Consider the following 22,456-nt stretch of genomic DNA (forward strand, 5'->3'; position numbering starts at 1 on the left):
TTCAAGTTTCTAAAAGTTGCTAAAACATCGGGACTTTTATACAATTTTACACAAGTATATGTTTGGCCCCTTTATTCTTTAAAATATCAATACAATTTTTACACACAAAGTTTCAATTTTAGTTTTCACGAAAATATTAGTGAAAACAACCTTAAAGCGCGAAACAAACGCTTACAAACAATTATAAACGACTATAAACGGCACTTATATACATCTTACCACAAGCGTGGATAATTCTACTACAATAAATCGGGATTGATTTTTTTTCGTGAATCTTGAATTGGGCGTTTGAGTAAACTACCTTGATACAATCCACTATCACTATTTGAAGGAACATTTAACGCCTGTCTATACTCCGATATTGCTTTCACTCGGAACGTCCAGACTATACAGCCAAAACTGTAACGCTATTTCTTAGGCTTCTTCTTTTTGGGAACTGAAGCCTTTAGTACATCGTCGAAAGAACCTTCTATCTTTAGATTGTCCTTTTGTTTATGTTTTTTAGTTTTATTTGGTTTTTTAATCTCCATTTGAAGCAGAAAGTTTTAATATTTTATCTAAATATGATTTCGCAACATTAGCTTTTTTCTTACTAACAATATAATTTCTATAACGACAAGTTCTACACATATCGTGTAATTGTCGATATAGTGTTCCAGCTCCATTAATTTGCTGCTCCACCAACTTTATTGTTAATTTATGTTTTGATATTTTGTTTCCATCTCTCCTTGATTTGGAAAAATATTGTTCAAAAGTAGAATAAGAGTTACCGTCTTTATCAATAAAGGGAAATATTTCTTCTTGAACGTGGTGTAATGCAGAATAAAAAGCGGTTGTGATTACCCAATCGTAAAACCTACCGTCCTGTAAGAGAAAGTCGCAAACATCAAAATTGTGCTTGGAATGAGTTTTAGCCACTTACTTTTTCATTTTGTAATCCAAGAAAAAGCCGTCAGCCGCTAATAGACTTGTATTAAAACCTTCTTTTTCTCTATCAGAGAACATGAACATTACATTGTAATATTCATCGCTCATAACTTCTTCTTCAATAGTTGAAGCAAAATCGTAAGAAACTAAAAAGTTTTCCGAAATAAACTCATCCTCTGACATTGTTACAAGGATAACAAAATCATTATAAGCATTAATCTTTAAATGAGCAGAAATAGGATTAATTTTAATTTGATTTAAAAAAGTAATCATCCTCTTGGTAAAAGAAGCCGATTTCTTGATATTCTCGTTCAATTTATCAACAAATAGGTTATGATTTGCCTTAACTCCGTCAGCTTTGCCTCTTAAATAAGCATCGATAACATCATCATTAGTGTATATTGAATTTTTATCAACAGAAACCTCCCAAGTATCGGGGGTTTGTATCCCGCCGTTAATTACATCTGTGTTTTCCATAAAGTGGGTGCAAATGTATAATATATATTTATACTGACGCATTAAAAATATGGAATTTTTTCTAATTACAACGACAATTATAAAAATATTAAATATTTTCAACCAATTTTTTATAACTCAAAACGCTCTCACTTTGCCCTAAGAACAACTCGAAACGCTCTTGACTTGTTAAGTTTCTAGTATTATAACGGTTCGCATACTCGTCTAAATAACGCTCTAAATGCTTCTCGCTTACGTGGTGGTATATTCCATTAATTCCACGCTTTAACTGACTCCAAAAGTTCTCTATTGTATTGGTATGGCAGTTGCCAACTACATACTGACTAGCTGAATGCACTACCGTTCTATGCGTGTACGTTTTGCCTACGCTGTGGTATATTCTGCTCTCGTCCGTATGGATTTCCGCACCCTTCCCGATATGCTTTTCTATAAGTGGTAAAATTTCTTCATTGGTAGCACGTTTTACGTGTCTAACAATAATGTCCCCACCTCGCTCAACAAAGCCTACTACCATTCTTTTAGGTTGGTATGGTGTACCGTCATTGTTTAATGAAGGATTTGTTTTTGAACGTTGCTTTTTAAAGTGCTTGTTTCCTTCCTTGCTTCCAATGTACGCTTCGTCAATCTCTACCATATTGGTATCACCCAACATTGCAGGAGCCTCTACTTTCAGCATTTCTCTAATTCTATGTAGTACGTGCCATGCTGATTTTTGAGTGATACCTAAATCACTTGCAAGTTGTACGCTAGAGATACCCTTCTTGTGGTTAGTGGCTAAGAAAATAGCGCCGAACCAAGTACGTAACGGAATTTTAGAATTCTCAAAGATAGTACCCACCTTTACCGTGAAGTCTTTTCTACATTCTTTATCTGAACATCTGTAGCCTCTCTTTGTAGTATAAGGAGTCTTATCACTATCACAATGAGGACAAACAGGCTCACCAGCCCATCTTACATTTTCGTAATATTCAATGCAGGTACTTTCCTCTTTGAAGTAATCTAAAAGCTGTATTAGTGATTTGAAGTTCATAGTTCCTTGGTTTTGTTATACAAATATAACCGAATATATTGATATTCACAAGTAATAATACAATAATATTCGGTTAAAATGATATTTTGTACTATATTTGCTCTATGACTACATATAAAGAACGGCAAGAGAACCTCGAATACTTCGTGTTACTTGAGGATTGTAATGTTTTGGGAACTTTTGGAAACTTGAAAAAGGTTTGTGATTTCCTAGATGGAAATGATTTCTATTCTTATAATACAATCGTAAGGAAAAAAACCTACCCCGTAACCTATAAAAATTACAAAGTTTTTAAGGTCAAGCACTATTGACCTATTACTCTTTGGAAAATATAAATTTTATTATCAACCTTATTGTGATATGGATAGGGGTTTTGCTTCTTTAGCTTACGATAAAAATGTTCATATCTGGTATTACTATTATACTTGTTCACAAACTCTCTATGTAATTCAGACAGATTAAAACCATAGCAAATAACTTTATTGTCACTAATTACTACATAAAATGAGTCAATATCGTTGCGCAAAATAATTTAGGTTATTTAATACTTGTGCAAAATAACTTAAATTATTTTGCATTTAACCATATTTTGTTAGGATATTAATATTTACATGCATATATTTGTAAAACAGAAACCCCACCGAGAGCCAGTTTCCAACTTGGAAGGTTGGCGGTATTCTCGACAGGATTTCTTCTAGTATTGTGACGGGTTGAGTCTGCTAAACTCGGTTTAAGAGTGGATTGCACTCCACGACTACTGCAAATGAGACAGTCTTCAACCCCCGTCGGAAAAATTATTTTAGAGCACCCTTAGGGTGCTTTTTTTATTCATCATCTTTATATTGTACGCTAACACTGTGGATGTTTGAAGGTGTATATTTTTTGTTCGGCAGATATGATTTACTTAGACTACCATTTTCAACCCATTCAGGTAATGCATAGTAAGAGTATTTTCTGCTATTGTTGATTTTCACCAAAACTAGGTTGCCAATTTTATATTGGTGACGAATTATGTATTTCAATTCTTTATCAATCCCAGTCTTAGCCTTATAATCATCCATTAGTTGTTGTCTGTTGGCGGCTTTTTCTAAATGACTTAAAAGTCCAACCACAATATTATCAGAAAGGTCAACCGAATCACGTTCGTCATTCTTTTTTTCCTTGTATTCTGGCTCAAACAGATTTGGCTCATTAACCTTGCTATTGATTTCCACCTTATTAAGTTCAGCATTGTACACGTAAGACTGTAACTCTCCTATTAGATTGTTTAGAGCTAAATACTCAATGACGTCAGAACTGCCTCTAAGTTCATTGAGCCTTGTTTTGTAAAAATCTACCTGTTCTTGTTTCATGTTGTAAACTTACGACAAATAAAAACACTAATAAAAACTTTATTCGTGTTTTTTAACCCCTACTTGTTAACATTTCTTCTACTTTATTAACACTAGGAATGTTAAGAACACGTTTAAAACGTTAAGCGAAACGTTTGTAATTCCCATTAAAAATGTTTACTAATTGTTTTTAGAGCGTATGAATAAGTCGCTCTATTTAAGGAGTTCTAAGTATTTATTAATTAATTCCCCGCTATCAAAAGCAGTAATATCCCGTACCTTCAAACTATCGGTAAAACAAACAGCTTCAATAAAGAACGTGTCCTTTGCGTAAAGACCGTATTTAAGACCGTCGATAGTTTCGACGTGTAGAAACTCCGATTGCTCAAAAACAACAGTTTCTTTATCCTTTTGAGATAGCATATTAAACTCGTAGAGTGTCATTAGAAAAGGGTGTCTTTTTGAACGGGTTTTATTATTGAAGGATTGTTAGTATCAATATTTCGTTTGTATAGGTCACGGCTTACAGGATGGGCTGTAAATTCTTTTGAAGTAAAACCGTTTTGCATTAATTCCGTGATGTTATTGTCGTTTAGGCGGTCATTCAGCCACTCATCTTTTAAGCCTTCATCTAATACTAAAGGCATACGCTTTTTAACGTTGTGAACCTCGCTAAAGAACTCGTTTGCTTCGGTGGTGATTATAGTACAGGAGTAGGCAAATTCTGCAATTTGAGAGTACAACCCAGCAAATACAAATAAATCCCGCCCGTCTTTATATTCCTTTGTAGGTATGTGGCAGTAATAAGGTATTGAAATATTATTTTCTTTGTGTGGTTCGAAAAAACCATCTGCAAGAATTAAGCAACGTTTTTCCCTTGCGCTAGTCTTGAACGTGCCAGAACTTAAAATCGTTTCGCTCTTTGCATTGTAAGTATTGTATTTTTTTCTAAAGTTATCTATATCCTTCATTGCCCATTCTGGAACAAATCCCCAAGTAGAAGGATAAATTTCATCGGGTGCGTGCATCGGTATTATCTGAAGGTTAGGAAAGCCAAATGCGGAACGGTGGTAAAAAGGCTCATACTCCAATGGAACGGCAAAACTAGCCTGCGCATAATCTTCCATTGCTTCTTTTATTTTAGTTGATGATGTTTCGTAGCACATAGAATAAAGATAGTATTATTCTAAGACATTAATAATCCTGTTCATATATTCAGCTTCGGTAGGATCAACGTTATAGAATTGGGAAATCTTATCAAATGCTTCCTCTAATGTGTCAGCAACTACAGTTTCGTATCTGTAGCCACCACCATAAGGGTATCGCATCCAATAGCTTTGTTTTACTTTCATATTTATTTGGAAATACTCCAAAGGTAGGAAATATTCCAAATAATATCTAAAATTATTGTTATGGTAAAAACTTCTATCTTTATTTTATGAATGAATTAGAGTGGCTTTTTACTTCTGCATTGCAATTAAGAAAATCAGGACAAGACTTTCTTAATAGCTTTGATTTTGAAAACGAAACAACCCCTCCTATTGCTTTTCTTATTAATATTAGCTTCGCTTGCGAACTATTCCTTAAATATATTATAGAAAAAGAGGGTGGAAAAAAAACAGGGCACGATATGAAAGACATTTACAACGAAATCAGTAATGAGTCTAAATTTTATATCTCTTCTAATATTTGCGCAATTTTATATTCTCAAAAAGATGAGGTTTTTTTTCGTAAGGGCTATACAACAACTTTAGAAGAACATTCAAATATTTTTTATGAATGGAGATATATACACCAATTTGTTGACAAACTCACTTCGAATGATATTAACTATGGTTTTCTTAGTAATTTTAGTCTGGTTTTAGAGAAACGCGCCTATATACTCCGCGGTCAGGATCAAAGCCCAACCTAAAACCTCTTAACCACTCTGTTTTTCTTTCGTCATAAGTATAAACAAAAAAATCACCCCCTATATCCTCATGGGCAATACTCAATCCGTGCCTTTTTGAAACCTCGATGATTTCCTCTATAAATGCTTTTGCTCTTTTATTGTTTATTGCGTCCATTTTTTAATTTTTTAAAATTTACGCACCGAGCAAACCGTTGAGGTTTGTGGTGCTTTGTATATAATTGCCCTATAAACACTTCCCAACCGACTCCTTTTTCCAACCTGTCTAATATTTGCACTGTTGGAATACATCAACAACGGCTACCAGACCGATTCTGGAAAATAACTTAACTGTTAGAAATTAAAATTTATTAGTATGAACGCACTTAGAAACAAAGTACAGTTGATTGGAAGATTGGGACAAGACCCAGAAATCGTAACCTTTAAAGACGGCAACAAAATGGCAAAATTTTCTATGGCCACGGACGATAGCTACAAAGACAAAGAAGGACAAAAAGTAGAACGTGCTTATTGGCACAATGTAGTTGTAAAAGGGGGTCTAGTAAATGTAGTAGAAAACTACGTAACCAAAGGCCAGGAAATCGCCATAGAAGGCAAGCTCACAAACCGCTCTTGGGACGATAAAGATGGTACAAAACATTATATCACAGAGGTGTTGTGTAATGAGTTGTTGATGTTGAGCAAATAATTCGTTTACTTCGATACAATTTAAAAATAGAGGCGCCTTGTTGCGCCTTTATTTTTAAACCACTCAGCAACCTTAGATTTGGAAGTATAAAAAACTTAAAGAATAAGGGTTCTTGAGCAGTTTTTACAAGGGTAAAACAAACTATTAATCAAAGGTCCCTGAGTGATTTTCAATAATCTTGGCATTACCAAGATTATAAAAAATTGTACCGAAGGGCCGGTACCCCATCCCCAAAATTATCACTAATTTTACCACAATGAATTTACAAGATACCGCCCAGCAAACAAACATCCACACCCTCTTAAAAACTCACTTCGGTTTTGACACCTTTCGTCCTAATCAGCAGGAGATTATTGAAAATGTATTGGCGGGTAAAAACAGTTTGGCAATTATGCCTACGGGTGGGGGAAAATCATTGTGTTTTCAATTGCCTGCGTTGGCGTTGGAAGGCACCGCCATTGTGATTTCTCCCTTAATTGCCTTAATGAAAGATCAGGTAGATGCGCTCAATGCGAATGGGATTGCTGCTTCGTATTATAATAGTAGCCAGTTGCCAGAAGTGCAGGAAAAAGTGTTAACGAACTTAATGACAGGTCAATTAAAATTGCTGTACGTCGCGCCCGAAAGTTTGTGGAATCTTACCAACTATTTTCAGAAAACCGAAGTCTCCTTAATCGCAGTAGATGAGGCGCATTGTATTTCGTCCTGGGGTCACGATTTTAGACCAGCTTACACACAGTTGAGCAGATTGCAGGATGAATTTCCACAAACACCTGTAATCGCGTTAACAGCAACCGCAGACCGCGCCACACAGGATGATATTATAAAACAATTGGGGATAAACGGCGCCCAACGATTTGTATCCTCTTTTGACAGGCCCAACTTGTACCTAGATGTACGCCCCGGACAACAACGAATGCAGCAGGTATTGCGATTTCTTAAAGATAAAGAAACTCAAAGTGGTATCATTTACTGCTTAAGTCGAAAAAATACCGAAGCCGTTGCCTCAAAGCTCGTAGCAAAAGGCTACAAAGCACAAGCCTATCACGCAGGAATTGAAGCCGAAGAACGAAGCCGAATTCAAGACGATTTTATCAATGACCGAGTGCCTATTATCGTAGCGACTATTGCTTTTGGAATGGGGATAGATAAGAGCAATGTACGCTGGGTGATTCATTACAATATGCCCAAAAATATTGAAGGGTATTATCAGGAAATTGGTCGTAGCGGTCGTGACGGACTGCCCGCTCACGGATTAATGTTCTACAGCTTTGCCGATGTAATTATGCTTCGGAAATTTACACAAGGCACGCAAACCGAAGAATTTCAACTGGCTAAACTAGAACGCATGCAGCAGTTTGCTGAAGCCTTAAGTTGTCGGCGTAAAGCCCTGCTTAATTATTTTGGGGAACATATGACCCAGGATTGTGGCAATTGCGATATATGTAAAACACCGCCACAATATATAGACGGGACTGTGGTTGCGCAAAAAGTATGTTCGGCTGTAGCGCGATTAAATGAGCAGGAGGCGATGGGAATGTTAATAGATGTGTTGCGAGGCTCTCACAATGCGCAGGTGGTTGAAAAAGGCTATCAGCATCTAAAAACATTTGGTGCCGCCAAAGACATTCCCTGGAAGGATTTACAGCAGTATGTAATACAGTTATTAAACCAGGGAGTTTTGGAAATCTGGTTTCACGAAAACGGAAGATTGGTACTCACGCCAACTGCTAAAAAGATTTTATTCGAAGGCAAAAAGGTACGCCTGGCAGATTTAATTCAACCTCTTGAAAAAGTTACGGAAAAGAAGAAAGCGAAGTCAACTCGAAAAGATCTTTTCGAAAAATTGCGAACCCTCCGCACCAAATTGGCTGGAGAAGCTGGTGTGCCTGCGTATGTAATTTTTAGCGATGCCAGTTTGGAAGATATGGAAAACAATATGCCAAAAACAGTGGCAGAGTTTGCTCAAATTAGTGGAGTAGGTCGTGCCAAGCTAGAGAAATATGCAGATGTATTTCTGCAGGTAATTGCCAAACATCAGGATGCGTTGGAAAGTAAAGTAGCTACCCATGAACGCACTATGGAATTGTATGAGAAAGGAATGACAGTTGCTGAAATTTCAGAAAAAAGAGGAGTTTCAGAAAATACAGTCTATGGACATTTTTTAAAGATGAACGAACTAGGTCACCATATAAACCTGTTACAGTTTATCACTTCCGAAGAAATCTCTGCAGTACAAAAAGCGAAAAAAGAACTAAAAGATCCCGAAGGATTAAAACCGTATTTTGAATATTTTGAAGAACAGATGCCGTATTGGAAAATTAAGTTTGGGTTGTTTTTGGAAAACTAAAAATTTCAAAAGTAAATTTCCTGTGCTGCTTTATACGTATTTGCGTGGGCTTCAATTATAATACCAATGTCTGGCGCATAACCGCCACCCATGCTAACCTGTACAGGAATATTGTGATTTTTGCAAGTTTCAAATACAAAACGGTCACGCTCTTTGCATCCTTCTAGAGTGCAATGTAATCTCCCCAGTTTATCGCCTTTTAAAATATCTACACCGCTCAAATAAAAGATAAAATCTGGTTGTACTTTTTTTAGGAGCATAGGTAAAGTGTTTTTTAGCACTGAAAGGTATTCCTCATCTTCTGTAGTATCTTCCAACCCAATATCCAGATCACTTTGTTCCTTTTTAAATGGATAGTTATTTGCGCCGTGCAAAGAAAATGTGAATATGTGAGAATTATTCTCGAAAATTTTTGCGGTACCATTTCCCTGATGCACATCAAGATCTAGTATCAAAATTTTTGAAGCTCTTTCTGAGTCTAATAGGTACTGTGCAGCAATGGCTTGGTCATTTAGCAAACAAAATGCTTCTCCTCTGTCTGCAAAGGCGTGATGCGTTCCTCCGGCAATATTTAAGGCTACTCCATATTTCATGGCATACTCACAGCATTGAATGGTGCCGCCAATAATATAATGTCCACGAGTTACCAAATCTTCCCGGAGCGGAAACCCAATTTTTCGGATTTCCTTTTGGTCCAATTCAAGTGTTAGCAATTTTTGGTAATAGTCTTCGGTATGCACTTTCAGAATAATCGCTGCTGAAACTTTCTCGGGTTCAAAAAAATTTGCTTCGGTACAAATGCCTTGTTTCAGCAAATATTCGGGCAATAAATTATATTTTGCCATGGGGAAACGATGACCTTCCGGCAACGAATATTTGTAAATGGGATGGTAGGCTATTTTAAGCATCCTTAGGTATGTAGCTTCAATTGGATACGTTTACGTGGCACATCAACTTCCAGCACTTTTACAATAATTTGTTGGTGCAAGTGAACGTGTGCATTCACATCTTTTACAAAACTGTCCGAAAGATTAGAAACGTGAATTAAACCGCTTTCTTTTATACCTATATCTACAAAACACCCAAAAGCGGTAATATTATTTACAATTCCAGGTAATAATTGACCCGCACTTACATCATCAATAGTTTTAATGTTTTGGTTAAAAGTAAAAACCTTTGCTTTTTCACGTATGTCCAACCCGGGTTTTTCAAGTTCTTTAATAATATCTTTAAGCGTTGGCATTCCTACTGTTTCAGAACAATAGTTTTCTAATGGTATACTTTTTAAGGTGGTAGCATTTCCTATTAATTCTGAAATTTTAAGCCCCTGATCTTTTATTATTTGATGAACAAGTTCATAGCGTTCAGGATGTACAGAAGAATCGTCCAGTAAATTTTCACCCTTGCGAATGCGCAAAAAACCCGCTCCTTGTTCAAAAGCTTTGGCACCTAAACGAGGTACTTTTTTGATGTCATTTCTAGAAGCGAATGCTCCGTTGGATTCGCGATATGCTACAATATTTTTAGCTAATGTAGGTCCTATTCCCGAAACATAACTCAGTAATGGAACACTTGCAGTATTAATATTAACACCAACAGAATTTACACAATTCTCCACCACTCTATCCAGTGAGTTTTTTAACTGAGATTGATCTACATCGTGTTGATATTGGCCTACGCCAATAGATTTTGCATCAATTTTAACCAACTCTGCAAGAGGGTCTGCAAGCCTACGGCCTATTGAAATGGCGCCCCGTACCGTCACGTCATAGGTAGGGAATTCATCTCTCGCAATTTTACTTGCCGAATAAATAGACGCTCCTGCCTCACTTACAATAAACACTTCTACAGCATTCTTAAAGTGTACTTTTTTTATGACAGCCTCAGTTTCTCTTGATGCTGTACCGTTACCAATAGCGATGGCTTCAATCTTATAGGCATCTGTTAAGCTGCTTATTTTTTTTATGGCGCCTGTGAGATCACTTTTAGGAGGGTGTGGATAGATGGTCTCATTATGAAGTAAAGCACCTTGTGCATCCAGACAGACTACTTTGCAGCCTGTTCTAAAACCTGGATCAATAGCGAGGATTCGTTTTTCTCCTAAAGGAGACCCTAGTAAAAGCTGTTTTAGATTTTTTGCGAATATGGAAATCGCGGTTTCATCTGCTTTCTTTTTCGCTTCAACAAGTGTTTCGTTGGATAAAGCAGGAAATAGCAAACGTTTATAGGAATCTGTAATCGCTTTTTCTAATTGGTCTGCACATTCCCCTCGTGATGTTATGAGTTTAGAATTCATTCGTTCTAAAGCTCGCTCTTCGTCAATTTCAATTTTTACCCGTATAAAGCCTTCCGTCTCTGCTCTTAAAATGGCTAATAATCTATGGGAAGGGCACCGCTGCAACGACTCATCCCAAGAAAAGTAATCTCTATATTTTTGTGCTTTCTCGTCGTCCTTTTTCGTTTTAACCACCTTCGTGCTAAGTACTGCAAATCTTTCTAGCTGCCGCCGCATGGGGTTCCTAATATCTGAACGTTCATTAATCCACTCTGCAATTATATGTCTTGCTCCTTCCAGTGCATCTTCTATGGTTGCAACATCCTTTTTTATATAACGCTGTGCGGCGCTATGAAGGTCACGAGTATTTTGCGACATGATAATTTTTGCCAAAGGCTCCAACCCATTTTTACGAGCCGTTTCTGCCTTCGTTTTACGCTTTTTCTTAAAAGGTAAATAGAGGTCTTCGAGATCTATGAGATTAGTAGTTCTTTCTATTTTAGCTGAAATTTCACTTGTTAACTCACCCTGTTCCTCGATTGCTTTTAGAATGGTTTTTTTGCGTTTTTCAAAGGCTTCATATTGCTCTTTTAAAGTGACTATCTGCTCTAGCTGTACCTCATCCAGATTTCCTGTGCGCTCTTTTCTATAGCGCGCAATAAATGGAATGGTACAATCTTCTGCCAGCAGCGAAAGCGTGTTTTTAATGCTTGCCTCAGGGAAGTTTGTAATTTTTAGAATGTACTGGAGCATAGGGGAAAAAATACGTTTCAGGATTTAAAATTTTAAAAGTTTTACAGCATTTTGTTCAGGGTAAAAAGAGCCGTAAATAGTAGTATCCTTAAACTGAAACAACAAAAATGGTGTGGTGTCTTCTTGCTTGGAATTGTAATAATCTATTCTATGGTAAATATTTGCTTGCACTCCTTTATCGGGAAGATGCTGAAAATTTTTATCAAAAACGCCAATGGCTCTTGTAGTCATTCCTACATGGTGTAACCCGTACGATTGTATGGAATTACCCGAAGAAAGTGCAGCATACAAAATTCCTCCCACGATGCCAAAAGAGACCGTCATCACCCCCACCATAGCTCCATTTCCTTTAGAGTTGTTCAAAGAACCGTTGTTACCCCTTTCTTTATCCCAGGTACCGTACGTAATTTGCGTGGCACCATCTACATTGGTAGCATAAATTCCTAAAGGATCATATTTTGCAAATCTTAAAAACTGACTTGGAGAAACTTCTTTTCGTTTCTTTTTGGAAGGTTTCAGGGTTAAGGTTGCGGTGTTTGTATAAGGAAATTCCTCCCCGTCCGAAAGTTCAAATGTATTCAACAAGTCGCCAGTTTCACTGTTTTTTACTGAAATTTCCAGCACATCGTCCCGTCGTACTATTTGATACAGTTCTTTATCCAATAGAAAAGAATTACTCTGCTTTACGCTTTTTTCAGCAGCAGGCGATACCTTTTGGATGTTCTTAAGACTGGTTTCGCCAGTTTCAATATCCACATATAATACTTGAGTGAGTTGTGGACTGGCATCTAGCGTGAATACCAATTGATTCTCTTGTTTATAAATTTTTGTGGGTCTTGTACTTTCGGGAAGTGTCATGGGAAAAGTCGCTTGAGACGGATTCATACCAATACCTGAAATCTCTTGAAAATTGTCAAAGATCACTTTATGAAAAGGTCTTTTGTTGTGTTTTTCATTATAAAATACATAGGCATCTATAGGTATTTTTTGAGATGAAGTTTCAAAATTCTCATCAATAGAATGTAGAAATAATACATCTTGTTTGGTCCCAACGGTAAGTAAGTTCACTTTGTTATCGTGCTCAAAATACTGAAGAATTTCTTGATCTCTAATATCTAGTGGAATCAGGTTTTCAGTAACGGTGTCTTTGGTAAAGTTGAAGGTTTGCACCAAAAGTTTGTCGAGTACTCGTACTTTAAAAAATAAGTGATAATTATCGCCATAACTTTTCCCAGCAATATATTCCTCACGAGAAGAAATCTCCCGGCTATCCAGTCTGCTTAAATAATTATAGTCTCCATCAAATCCATTCGCATAAATTTTCTTACCGTCTACGAAGAATATTGAAAACCCTGCTTCAGCTTCTGCCACCACAGCGAAGCCACTACCAATAGACTGGCCATTATTGGATTGGTGTACAATGTTGGTAATTTCAACTTGTGACCACAATTGTACGGTAAATAATAAGAGTAGGGGAAAAATACTTTTCATAGCTATAAGCAGTTATTTTTGGGTTAAAATTTCAGACATTGGTTTTACGTGCGATGAACTAAAGATAAGCGGCTTTAGAAAAGCACTACCTCGTCTAGAAAATGGAGCAATTACATTTTATATAAATGGTACTGTTTCGCTTTTCCATCAAAATATCCAAAATATAAGGAGCCTTGGTGGAAGAATACATCCTCGGCAGTGTCGTATTTCACTTCTTTTTTAAATTCTTTTATTCTTTCAAAAATGTTTGCTTCCTCTTCTTTGTCCACATAGTTAAAGTCTGTATCGAAGTGTGTATTGAAGAACGTAGATTTACTGGATGTATAGGAATTAAAGGAGTAATAGGTAGGATTATAGGTGGGTGCAAAGGTGCCTGTAGGTGACACGGTTCCTCCGGCATTGCTAAAACCACCGCCAGGCATCATCATCATTCCTCCTCCAGATTGTACTATTTTATACCCTCCAATCGTAAAAAAGTATTCATTGTTGTTTTTGTAAGCCGTCACCCCAAGCTTTCCTGATGTAACCTTCCGAAGAAATTTTGAAGTTTCTTCCATTTCCCTTCTATTCACAAATGGTAAGGCAGTTTGGCCTTCCTGAATAATGGGAGAGTTTTTTATAGCAATAGGCTTCTCACGATCTATATAGTGCTCTTTTATAAGAGAACCCTTAAAATCTTTAATCTGCATCACCATTTCATCCCTGCTACTTCCCAACTGAATAATATGATTGTCCAAAATAAAAGAATTATGTGCCTTTAAATCGTCTTTCTTTCCTTTTGGATAGTCGTACACCTTGGTGCTTAAAGAGAGTGTTTCAAGGTTTATAATGTGCAATGTTGTTTTTAAGGCATCGTCATTTTCAAGCGTTAAATAAATAAGATTATCTTTTTGATACAGTTTATTGGGCTGCGCAGTTTGTTCAATGGCATTGGGCACACGGTTATCAACCTTGGCTACGTTTGCAATGGTACCTCCAAATAAACCAACGGTGAAAAATCCGCTCTTTAATAATTTTTGATCTCTTTCTTCTGCTTCAATAGCAAACCTTTTTATTTCTGAAAATTGGTTGTCGCTATTCAGTTTCCTTAGTATAAAAGTATTCTCTTTATTGGCAGTGATTAGGTACAATTGATTGTTGTAATGTACAGTTTCCAAAAATTTTTCCTTATCAAAATCGAACTTCAACTCATCTATCGTTGCTTTTTTAGCATTAAAATCGAACACTTGTACGGCATATTTTTTCTTGCTTTTATTCGTAGAAACCACCGTGTAGGTATTTCCCGAAACACGATACCCAATAATTTCGCTGTATTTATTGCGTAAAGGTTCGGTCTCAAAAGAGGTTTTTTCCTGAAAGGTACTATCAAATAAATGCGCCAAAACACCTTTACTTTCTACCAATAAAAGCGCAAGATCGCCCGTTTTTTTGTTGGAAAAAGAATATCCATCACTGCTGCGTCTTTCGGAATTATCTTCTGTAAATGAGAGCACTTCTTCTTGAGCTCTTACGGTTGAAATAATACATAAGCAGAAAAATAAGGGTAAAAAGCATTTCATAAGGAATAGGGATTTGTTAAAATTGAAATGTGCGGACTAGTTTATTTGTGAACCATTTGTTACACCTTCGGAAGCAGGGTTCACAAACACAAGTTTCCCTTCGGCATTTTCGGTCATCAAAATCATTCCTTGGCTTTCTACACCGCGCAAGGGTCTTGGGGCTAAATTTACTAATACAGTTACTTGTTTTCCTACGATTTCTTCCGGGGTAAAACTTTCAGCAATCCCAGAAACGATGGTACGCACATCAATACCGGTATCTACTTTTAAGACAAGCAGTTTTTTTGTTTTCGGCATTTTTTCAGCTTCTATAATGGTGCCTACGCGCATATCTAATTTCGTAAAATCGTCAAACTGAATGGTTTCTTTTTGAGGTTCGGCTTTTTTGTTTGCGGCTTCGTTCATTGCTTTGCTTGCTTGTAATTTATCTAATTGCTGTTGCATTTGCTCATCTTCAATCTTACTGAAAAGAAGCTCACTTTCGTTAATAGTGTGTCCCCCTTTGCCTAGCGGCATTTCTCCCGAAGGGGGAACCATTTGTCTTATAGATTTCCAATTTGGAACAGTCTCTAAACCTTCAAAGTTGAGCATATTTTTCAGCCTATTTGATGTAAACGGTAAAAACGGTTCGCTTAAGACCGCTAAGGCAGTTGCGATCTGTAAGGCAACATACATCACCGTTTGCGTTCTGGCTTCGTCGGTTTTAATGGTTTTCCAAGGTTCTTCATCTGCCAGGTATTTGTTTCCTAGTCTCGCAACATTCATTAATTCCCCCTGTGCTTCTCGGAATCGGTAGCGTTCTATGGAGCTTTCAATTACAGCTGGATAGGCTTTTAATTCTTTTAAAGTTTGTTCGTCAATTTCAGAAAACGCGGAAGGTTTTGGAACAACACCATTGTAATATTTATGGGTTAACACCATTACACGGTTGATAAAATTTCCGAAGATAGCCACCAATTCACTATTATTCCGCTGCTGAAAATCGGCCCATGTAAAATCGTTATCCTTCGTTTCTGGCGCATTGGCAGTTAACACATACCGCAAAACGTCTTGCTGATTTGGAAATTCTTCCAAATACTCGTGCAACCACACCGCCCAGTTTTTACTGGTCGATATTTTGTTGCCTTCTAAATTCAAAAATTCGTTGGCTGGTACGTTGTCTGGCATAATATAGCTACCGTCTGCCTTCAACATACTTGGGAAGATGATGCAATGGAAAACAATATTATCCTTTCCAATAAAATGAAGTAGTTTGGTGTCGTCATTTTTCCAGTACGGCTCCCAATCTTTACCTTCTCGTTCCGCCCATTCTTTGGTAGCAGAAATATAGCCAATAGGCGCATCGAACCAGACATAGAGCACTTTTCCTTCTGCGCCATCTACTGGCACAGGGATTCCCCAATCTAAATCGCGGGTTACAGCACGAGGACGTAAACCATCGTCAATCCAAGATTTACATTGGCCGTACACATTGGTTTTCCAGTCTTTTTTATGCTCTTTCAGAATCCATTCTTTTAAAAATGGTTCGTATTGGTCGAGGGGTAAAAACCAGTGCTTTGTTTCTTTTAACGTAGGTGTTGCACCTGTGATAGCGCTTTTAGGGTTTATTAAATCGGTCGCATTGTGGCTGGTTCCACAGTTCTCACATTGGTCGCCATAACTTTCTTCATTCCCGCATTTTGGACAGGTTCCTACGATAAAACGATCGGCAAGAAATTGATTGGCTTCTTCATCATATAACTGTTCGGTAACCTCTTCCATAAATTTTCCTTCGTCATATAATTTTTTGAAGAATTCTGAAGCCGTATCGTGATGAATTTTTGCCGAAGTCCTTGAATAATTATCGAATGTAATTCCGAAGTCTTCGAAACTTTTTTTAATAATCGCATGATACTTATCGACCACTTCTTGCGGAGTAATACCTTCTTTTTTTGCTTTTATAGTAATGGGGACACCGTGCTCATCGCTTCCGCATACAAAGGCAACATCTTTCCCTTGAAGGCGTTGAAAGCGTGCGTAAATATCTGCCGGGACATACACACCTGCTAAATGTCCAATATGTACGGGGCCATTGGTGTATGGCAATGCGGCGGTAATGGTAAAACGTTTCGGATCTTGATTCATAATAGTGTTTGAAAACCGTTTGGGCTTAAAATTGATGCAAAAATAAACAAATCATGTTCGGTAGCTTGCGGTTATAGTGAAAAGCCTTTATTCGCTAACCCGAATCACATGATCGTCTGCAATAACAAAAACCTCATCTTTTTCTGAAGGTTTTAACGTGTATTTGCCTGTAAAATTTCCGAAAGCGGGTAAAATAAGCTGTTTTTCACTTTTGAAGAAACAGGGCAATCGTAACTTTTGTCTTCCCTGGCCTTGCAATGTCACGCCGGGATGCACGTGCCCACAAAAATTAAAGAAGCTATCTTCTTCGGTTGGATGGTGCGTGAGCAGGAAATTTTCAATCTTCAAGGCATCAAAAATTTTAACTCCTACGTCTTCAAATAGATATTGTGGAATGATATCGTGATTTCCAGAAATAAGTATAACGTTGGCAGGTGTATACTCAACCCACTTCGCAAAATCGTTCCATTCCGTATTTAGTTTGCTATGAAAAAGATCACCTAAAAAACAAACCGTCTCTGGCTGGAATTGATTGGTCACTGCGGTCAATTTTTCTAAGTTTTCAAACGCCAAATGGGGAGGAATGGCGGCACCGTGTTTTCTAAAATGAGTTACTTTCCCTAAATGAACATCGGCGATAAGAAGCATGGATTTTTCTGTCCAAAAAATGGCGCCACTGGAATGCAGTGTAAATTCTTGACCTTTAATGGTAATGAAACTATTCACGATTGCAAAGATACTTGTAATCACAATCTTTGCTAAGAAATTTGACAAACACTATGTTTTTAAGGAAAAAACATATAGAAAGGACGCTTAATTTGTTTTTTATACTACCTTTTAAGTAACTTGTATGCCATTATTTCTGTTTCCCTTTTCTTTAAAATTTATGTTTGCATACGAAACCTTTTTAGCTCTTTTCAGTCTATACGTATGAGTTTATGTTTCTAGGATGTCAAATCCTAATGGGTTTGGTCTTTTCAATAAAATAGATGTATTGGGTTCAGAAAAATACAAATTAAAAGCAGTAGCGTTATGAGTAATTATCATGTAAAAAATTTAGAAGAATATTTTCAAGTATATAGAAAATCTGTTCGTGATCCTGAAACTTTTTGGGGCGAAATAGCCGAAGAAAACTTTTTGTGGCGAAAACCCTGGGATACAGTGCTGGAATACAATTTTGAAAAGCCGGAAATAACTTGGTATAAAGGAGCAAAACTTAATATTACTGAAAATTGTATAGACCGCCATTTATATGCAAGAGGCGAAAAAACCGCTATCATTTTTGAACCTAACGATCCTAAAGAAAAAGCAGAACATATTTCTTACAACCAATTACACGATCGGGTATGTCGTTTTGCCAACGTGTTAAAAGAGAATGGCATTAAAAAAGGAGATCGGGTTTGTATTTATCTTCCTATGATTCCAGAATTAGCGATCTCTTTATTAGCGTGCGCGCGTATTGGAGCAATACATTCTGTCGTGTTTGCAGGGTTTTCTGCAAAAGCAATTTCCACACGGATAAACGATTGTGACTGTAAAATGGTGATCACCAGTGATGGTTCTTTCCGCGGAAGTAAAACAATAGACCTAAAAGGCATTGTAGACGATGCGCTGGAATCTTGTGACGGTATTGAAACCGTTTTGGTTGTAAAACGAATCCACTCTGAAATTACCATGGTAGAAGGTCGTGACAGATGGTTACAACCTTTATTAGATGAGGCTTCCAATATGTGCCAGCCAGAGATCATGGATGCAGAAGACCCGCTCTTTATTTTATATACGTCTGGCTCTACAGGGCAACCCAAAGGGATGGTACATTCCACCGCAGGATACATGGTGTATACAGCATATACGTTTAAAAATGTATTTCAATATCGCGAAGATGACGTGTATTGGTGTACTGCAGATATTGGTTGGATTACAGGACATAGTTACATTGTGTACGGACCTTTGGCCAACGGCGCAACAACAGTGCTGTTTGAAGGGGTGCCTGCGTATCCGGACTGGGGTCGATTTTGGGAGGTGGTTGAAAAACATAAAGTAAATCAGTTTTATACCGCACCCACTGCAATTCGAGCCCTTGCGAAAGAACGTCTTGACTTTTCCGAAAAACACGATCTTTCGTCTTTAAAAATTTTAGGAACCGTAGGAGAGCCTATTAATGAAGAAGCCTGGCATTGGTACAATGATACTATTGGAAAAAAGAAATGTCCCATTGTAGATACCTGGTGGCAAACTGAAACTGGCGGTATTATGATATCTCCCATCCCGTTTTCTACTCCAACAATTCCTACGTTTGCCACACTGCCTTTGCCGGGAATTCAACCTACTTTAATGGATGAAGTAGGAGAGGAATTATCAGGAAATATGGTAAGTGGTCGTTTATGCATAAAATTTCCGTGGCCTTCTATGGCAAGAACCATATGGGGAAATCATAAACGTTTTAAGGAAACCTATTTTTCGGCCTATAAGGATATGTATTTTACAGGGGATGGTGCCTTACGAAACAGCACCGGGTATTATAGAATTACGGGTCGCGTAGATGATGTGATTATTGTCTCCGGGCATAATTTAGGAACTGCGCCTATAGAAGATTCTATAAACGAACATCCAGCAGTATCTGAAAGTGCTATCGTAGGATTTCCGCACGATGTAAAAGGAAGTGCCTTATATGGGTATGTAATTTTAAAAGAAACCGGAGAAACCCGAAATCATGATAATTTGAGAAAAGAAATTAATCAAATAATTACGGAACATATTGGACCTATTGCAAAATTGGATAAAATTCAGTTTACGAGTGGCTTACCCAAAACACGAAGTGGAAAAATCATGCGACGGATTCTTCGAAAGATTGCAGAAAAAGATGCTAGTAATTTAGGAGATACCAGTACGTTATTAAATCCTGAAGTAGTTCAGGAGATCATGGACAATGCGCTATGATAATTTTTTAATACAAGCCTCATATACATTCCAAAGTGATTTAAATGTAATGTTTAAATCACTTTTTAGATTATTTCATCAATTTTAAGGTCATTCGTTTGATACGATCTTTCAGTTTTTCCGAAGACAATTTTTCCCGTAATCTATCGGTAATAATAGGAAAACTAAAAGGCGTAGCTTCTTCACATTGTTTCCAGACTACTTCCTGGCTGGCAATTCGATCCAAGGCCAATCGCAGTCTGCCTTCTTCCATTTCATGCTCAAAGGTTTCTCTAAAAGCCTGCTGGTACAACAAGTTGTCTGCTTCGTAGTCCCGAAATACATCAAACAACAATTGTGAGTTGCTTTGTAAATGCTTTGTTTTAATCTGCTTGCTGGGATAACCGGTAAAAACCATTCCACTAATTACTGCAATATCTCGAAATTTACGACGCGCCAATTCGGTACTATTCAAACTTTTTTGAAGGTCGGTAAAAAGATAGTCACTACTAAAAAGAGTATTGTCCAATACATTCTGAATATCCAGGGGCTGGTCGCTTAGCAATTCAAAACCATAATCGTTATACGCTAAAGAAAATGTAATGGGCGATAACAAACTTATTCGGTACGCCAACAAACCGCTCATGGCCATGTGTACAAACCTACCTTCAAATGGATAAAAAACGTGATGATATCCTTCACGGGTTTTAAAGGTTTCAATTAAAAACTCATTCGTTCCCGGAACAATGCTTTCTTTTTCCTGCCTGTCGAAAATAGGAGAGAGGGCTTTTAATTCTGGGGTGTCTCGTTTATGCTCTGCTTCCGACTGCAACTCATTTCTTAAAATTTCAGACATTTGTGAAGAAAGCGCCATACGTCCTCCCATAAAACTTACCACGTTTCTTGTACGCTTGCTACTCCGTCTTACCTGGGCTACCATATTTCTTACCCGAACAAGTTCTAAGGTTCTTCCTGCAAAAACAAAAACATCTCCCGGCTTCATTTTACCAATAAAAAACTCTTCAATAGTGCCTATAAATCCGCCCGTAACATATTTTACCTGCACCATGGCGTCACTTACAATAGTGCCAATGGAAAGACGGTGCATCATGGCAGTTTGGCGACTGTCTACATAAAACCTTCCTTTGTCATCTACCAAAACACGTTTATATTCGTCGTAAGCCTGCAAGCTCTGGCTTCCCATTGTGATAAAATTTAAACACCATTGCCATTGTTCCTCTGTAATACCTTGAAAGCAAAAGGTGTTTTTAATTTCGGGATATAGTTCCTTCGGATAAAAACCGTCACTTACTGCCAACGTCACTAAATACTGAATAAGAACATCAAAACTTAACAAATAGGGAATGCGATCTTCCATGACATCTCCTTTTACCGCCTTTTTTAAAGCCGAAGCTTCAATTAACTCCATTGCGTGGGTAGGCAAAAAGTGAATCACTGAAGGTTCTCCGGGTCTGTGATTACTCCGTCCGGCCCGCTGTAAAAATTTGGCGATTCCCTTGGGGCCGCCAATTTGAATAATAGTTTCTACGGGCGCAAAATCGACCCCCAAATCCAGACTGGAAGTTGCCACCACGGCTTTTAAACTTTCGTTTCTAATGGCTTCTTCTACCCAAATGCGCGTTTCTTTATGAATACTTCCGTGGTGCATTGCTATTTCACCCGCAAACTCAGGGTATTTCTCTAATATTTTCTGAAACCAAATTTCGCACTGACTTCGGGTATTGGTAAAGATGAGGGTTGTTTTACTATCTTTAATTATAGGAATAATGTCATCTAACAAATGCAACCCCAAATGACCACGCCAGGGAAAGGTCTCCATCTTTTTTGGGATGATAGATTTTACTACTATTTTTTTCTTGAGATTGGCTTTAATTAAAACACTTTCTTTTGTCTGGTCGACCGCAGTCGAGACCTTCTTTTTAGAATCTGAATTTTTAATGGACCTCTCGACTGCGCTCGAGGAGACAGCTGTGTTTTTCCCCAACAACACCTCCTGCGCCTGCTCCAGATTCCCAATGGTTGCCGAAATGCCCCAGATTCGTACTAGAGGTGAAATGGTTTTTAACCGGGACAAGCCTAGTTCCATTTGCACGCCTCGTTTGCTTCCCAAGAGTTCGTGCCATTCGTCTACCACAACTGCAGTTAACGTTTTAAATGTTTTTTCATAGCCTTTACTTGCCAGTAGTAACATTAAACTCTCTGGTGTTGTGATGAGCAAATCGGGCATATTTCGTTTCTGTTTTGCCCGCTCACTTTGTGTGGTGTCACCCGTTCGAATTCCTACGGTTAAACCTGTTTCTAATTCGTCTGCAAAGCGTTGTGCTGCTTGTTTTATTTCTACCGAGAGCGCTCGCAATGGTGTGATCCAAATAGCCTTTAACCCTTTAACGTGCTTCGTTTTATACTCTGGATTCTCTTGTATGTATTGCAATACAATGGGAATCCAAAGTGCATAGGTTTTACCACTTCCCGTAGGTGCATTTAAAAGCCCGTGCTTTCCATCGAGAAATGCTTTCCAGGTTTTTTTCTGAAATGGAAAGGCCTTCCAGTTTTTGGACTTAAACCAGTTTTCGGCAATATGTATAAGGTCTGTTTGGTTCAT

19 protein-coding genes are annotated in these 22,456 nt (G+C 37.6%); 4 read left to right on the forward strand and 15 right to left on the reverse strand.

Annotated features, from left to right (window positions below):
* Positions 1-407: 407 nt before the first annotated feature.
* The 8 genes from ACQ2HF_RS04935 to ACQ2HF_RS04970 all read right to left on the reverse strand — a co-directional run bounded on the left by ACQ2HF_RS04935 (position 408) and on the right by ACQ2HF_RS04970 (position 5,117).
* Complete coding sequence (locus ACQ2HF_RS04935; protein ID WP_432412413.1) at positions 408-530, reverse strand: hypothetical protein; 123 nt, start codon at positions 528-530, stop codon at positions 408-410.
* Entirely contained in the window at positions 520-918 is a 399-nt protein-coding gene (locus ACQ2HF_RS04940; RefSeq protein WP_432412414.1) for a hypothetical protein, read from the reverse strand. Before ACQ2HF_RS04940 ends, ACQ2HF_RS04935 begins: the two co-directional genes overlap by 11 nt.
* Complete coding sequence (locus ACQ2HF_RS04945) at positions 919-1,404, reverse strand: hypothetical protein (protein WP_432412415.1); 486 nt, start codon at positions 1,402-1,404, stop codon at positions 919-921.
* 88 nt (positions 1,405-1,492) lie between these two features.
* Positions 1,493-2,434 carry an IS1595 family transposase gene (locus ACQ2HF_RS04950; RefSeq protein ID WP_432412416.1) on the reverse strand — a complete coding sequence of 314 codons (942 nt, stop codon included), beginning with the start codon at positions 2,432-2,434 and terminating at the stop codon, positions 1,493-1,495.
* Positions 2,435-3,258: 824 nt separating this feature from the next.
* Positions 3,259-3,786 (reverse strand): hypothetical protein, encoded by a 528-nt coding sequence (locus ACQ2HF_RS04955; protein ID WP_432412417.1) that lies wholly within the window; start codon positions 3,784-3,786, stop codon positions 3,259-3,261.
* 192 nt (positions 3,787-3,978) lie between these two features.
* A complete protein-coding gene (locus ACQ2HF_RS04960) occupies positions 3,979-4,209 on the reverse strand; it encodes a hypothetical protein (RefSeq protein ID WP_432412418.1) in 231 nt (76 codons plus the stop codon).
* The gene (locus tag ACQ2HF_RS04965; RefSeq protein WP_432412419.1) at positions 4,209-4,931 is read right to left on the reverse strand and encodes an SOS response-associated peptidase; all 723 of its coding nucleotides are present in this window, start codon (positions 4,929-4,931) and stop codon (positions 4,209-4,211) included. The genes ACQ2HF_RS04960 and ACQ2HF_RS04965 overlap by 1 nt, the downstream gene beginning before the upstream one ends.
* A gap of 15 nt (positions 4,932-4,946) precedes the next feature.
* A complete protein-coding gene (locus ACQ2HF_RS04970; protein WP_432412420.1) occupies positions 4,947-5,117 on the reverse strand; it encodes a hypothetical protein in 171 nt (56 codons plus the stop codon).
* Between the two features lie 86 nt (positions 5,118-5,203).
* Here ACQ2HF_RS04970 and ACQ2HF_RS04975 point away from each other — a divergent pair, with 86 nt between their 5' ends.
* From ACQ2HF_RS04975 to recQ, 3 genes are all read left to right on the forward strand, one after another.
* Positions 5,204-5,677, forward strand: coding sequence for a hypothetical protein (locus ACQ2HF_RS04975; protein WP_432412421.1), 474 nt, complete (start codon positions 5,204-5,206; stop codon positions 5,675-5,677).
* Positions 5,678-6,029: 352 nt separating this feature from the next.
* Complete coding sequence (locus ACQ2HF_RS04980) at positions 6,030-6,362, forward strand: single-stranded DNA-binding protein (protein WP_432412422.1); 333 nt, start codon at positions 6,030-6,032, stop codon at positions 6,360-6,362.
* Between the two features lie 256 nt (positions 6,363-6,618).
* Entirely contained in the window at positions 6,619-8,712 is a 2,094-nt protein-coding gene (recQ, locus tag ACQ2HF_RS04985) for a DNA helicase RecQ (RefSeq protein WP_432412423.1), read from the forward strand.
* A 5-nt stretch (positions 8,713-8,717) separates the two neighbouring features.
* Here the strand turns inward: recQ and ACQ2HF_RS04990 are convergent, their stop codons facing one another.
* The 6 genes from ACQ2HF_RS04990 to pdeM form a co-directional block, all read right to left on the reverse strand.
* Complete coding sequence (locus ACQ2HF_RS04990; protein WP_432412424.1) at positions 8,718-9,620, reverse strand: histone deacetylase family protein; 903 nt, start codon at positions 9,618-9,620, stop codon at positions 8,718-8,720.
* A 2-nt stretch (positions 9,621-9,622) separates the two neighbouring features.
* Complete coding sequence (locus ACQ2HF_RS04995; protein WP_432412425.1) at positions 9,623-11,740, reverse strand: Tex family protein; 2,118 nt, start codon at positions 11,738-11,740, stop codon at positions 9,623-9,625.
* Positions 11,741-11,764: 24 nt separating this feature from the next.
* Entirely contained in the window at positions 11,765-13,231 is a 1,467-nt protein-coding gene (locus ACQ2HF_RS05000) for a hypothetical protein (RefSeq protein WP_432412426.1), read from the reverse strand.
* Positions 13,232-13,341: 110 nt separating this feature from the next.
* Positions 13,342-14,790, reverse strand: a complete 1,449-nt coding sequence (locus ACQ2HF_RS05005; RefSeq protein ID WP_432412427.1) for a hypothetical protein — start codon at positions 14,788-14,790, stop codon at positions 13,342-13,344.
* A gap of 36 nt (positions 14,791-14,826) precedes the next feature.
* Positions 14,827-16,914, reverse strand: a complete 2,088-nt coding sequence (gene metG / locus ACQ2HF_RS05010; RefSeq protein ID WP_432412428.1) for a methionine--tRNA ligase — start codon at positions 16,912-16,914, stop codon at positions 14,827-14,829.
* 87 nt (positions 16,915-17,001) lie between these two features.
* Positions 17,002-17,688, reverse strand: coding sequence for a ligase-associated DNA damage response endonuclease PdeM (gene pdeM, locus ACQ2HF_RS05015; RefSeq protein WP_432412429.1), 687 nt, complete (start codon positions 17,686-17,688; stop codon positions 17,002-17,004).
* A 258-nt stretch (positions 17,689-17,946) separates the two neighbouring features.
* Here pdeM and acs point away from each other — a divergent pair, with 258 nt between their 5' ends.
* The gene (acs, locus tag ACQ2HF_RS05020) at positions 17,947-19,854 is read left to right on the forward strand and encodes an acetate--CoA ligase (protein WP_432412430.1); all 1,908 of its coding nucleotides are present in this window, start codon (positions 17,947-17,949) and stop codon (positions 19,852-19,854) included.
* 70 nt (positions 19,855-19,924) lie between these two features.
* On the opposite strand, the gene ACQ2HF_RS05025 is transcribed toward acs, so the two are convergent.
* The gene (locus tag ACQ2HF_RS05025) at positions 19,925-22,456 is read right to left on the reverse strand and encodes a ligase-associated DNA damage response DEXH box helicase (RefSeq protein ID WP_432412431.1); all 2,532 of its coding nucleotides are present in this window, start codon (positions 22,454-22,456) and stop codon (positions 19,925-19,927) included.

It is taken from the genome of Rasiella sp. SM2506 (assembly GCF_050859505.1).
In the GTDB taxonomy this organism is placed as follows: domain Bacteria; phylum Bacteroidota; class Bacteroidia; order Flavobacteriales; family Flavobacteriaceae; genus Marinirhabdus.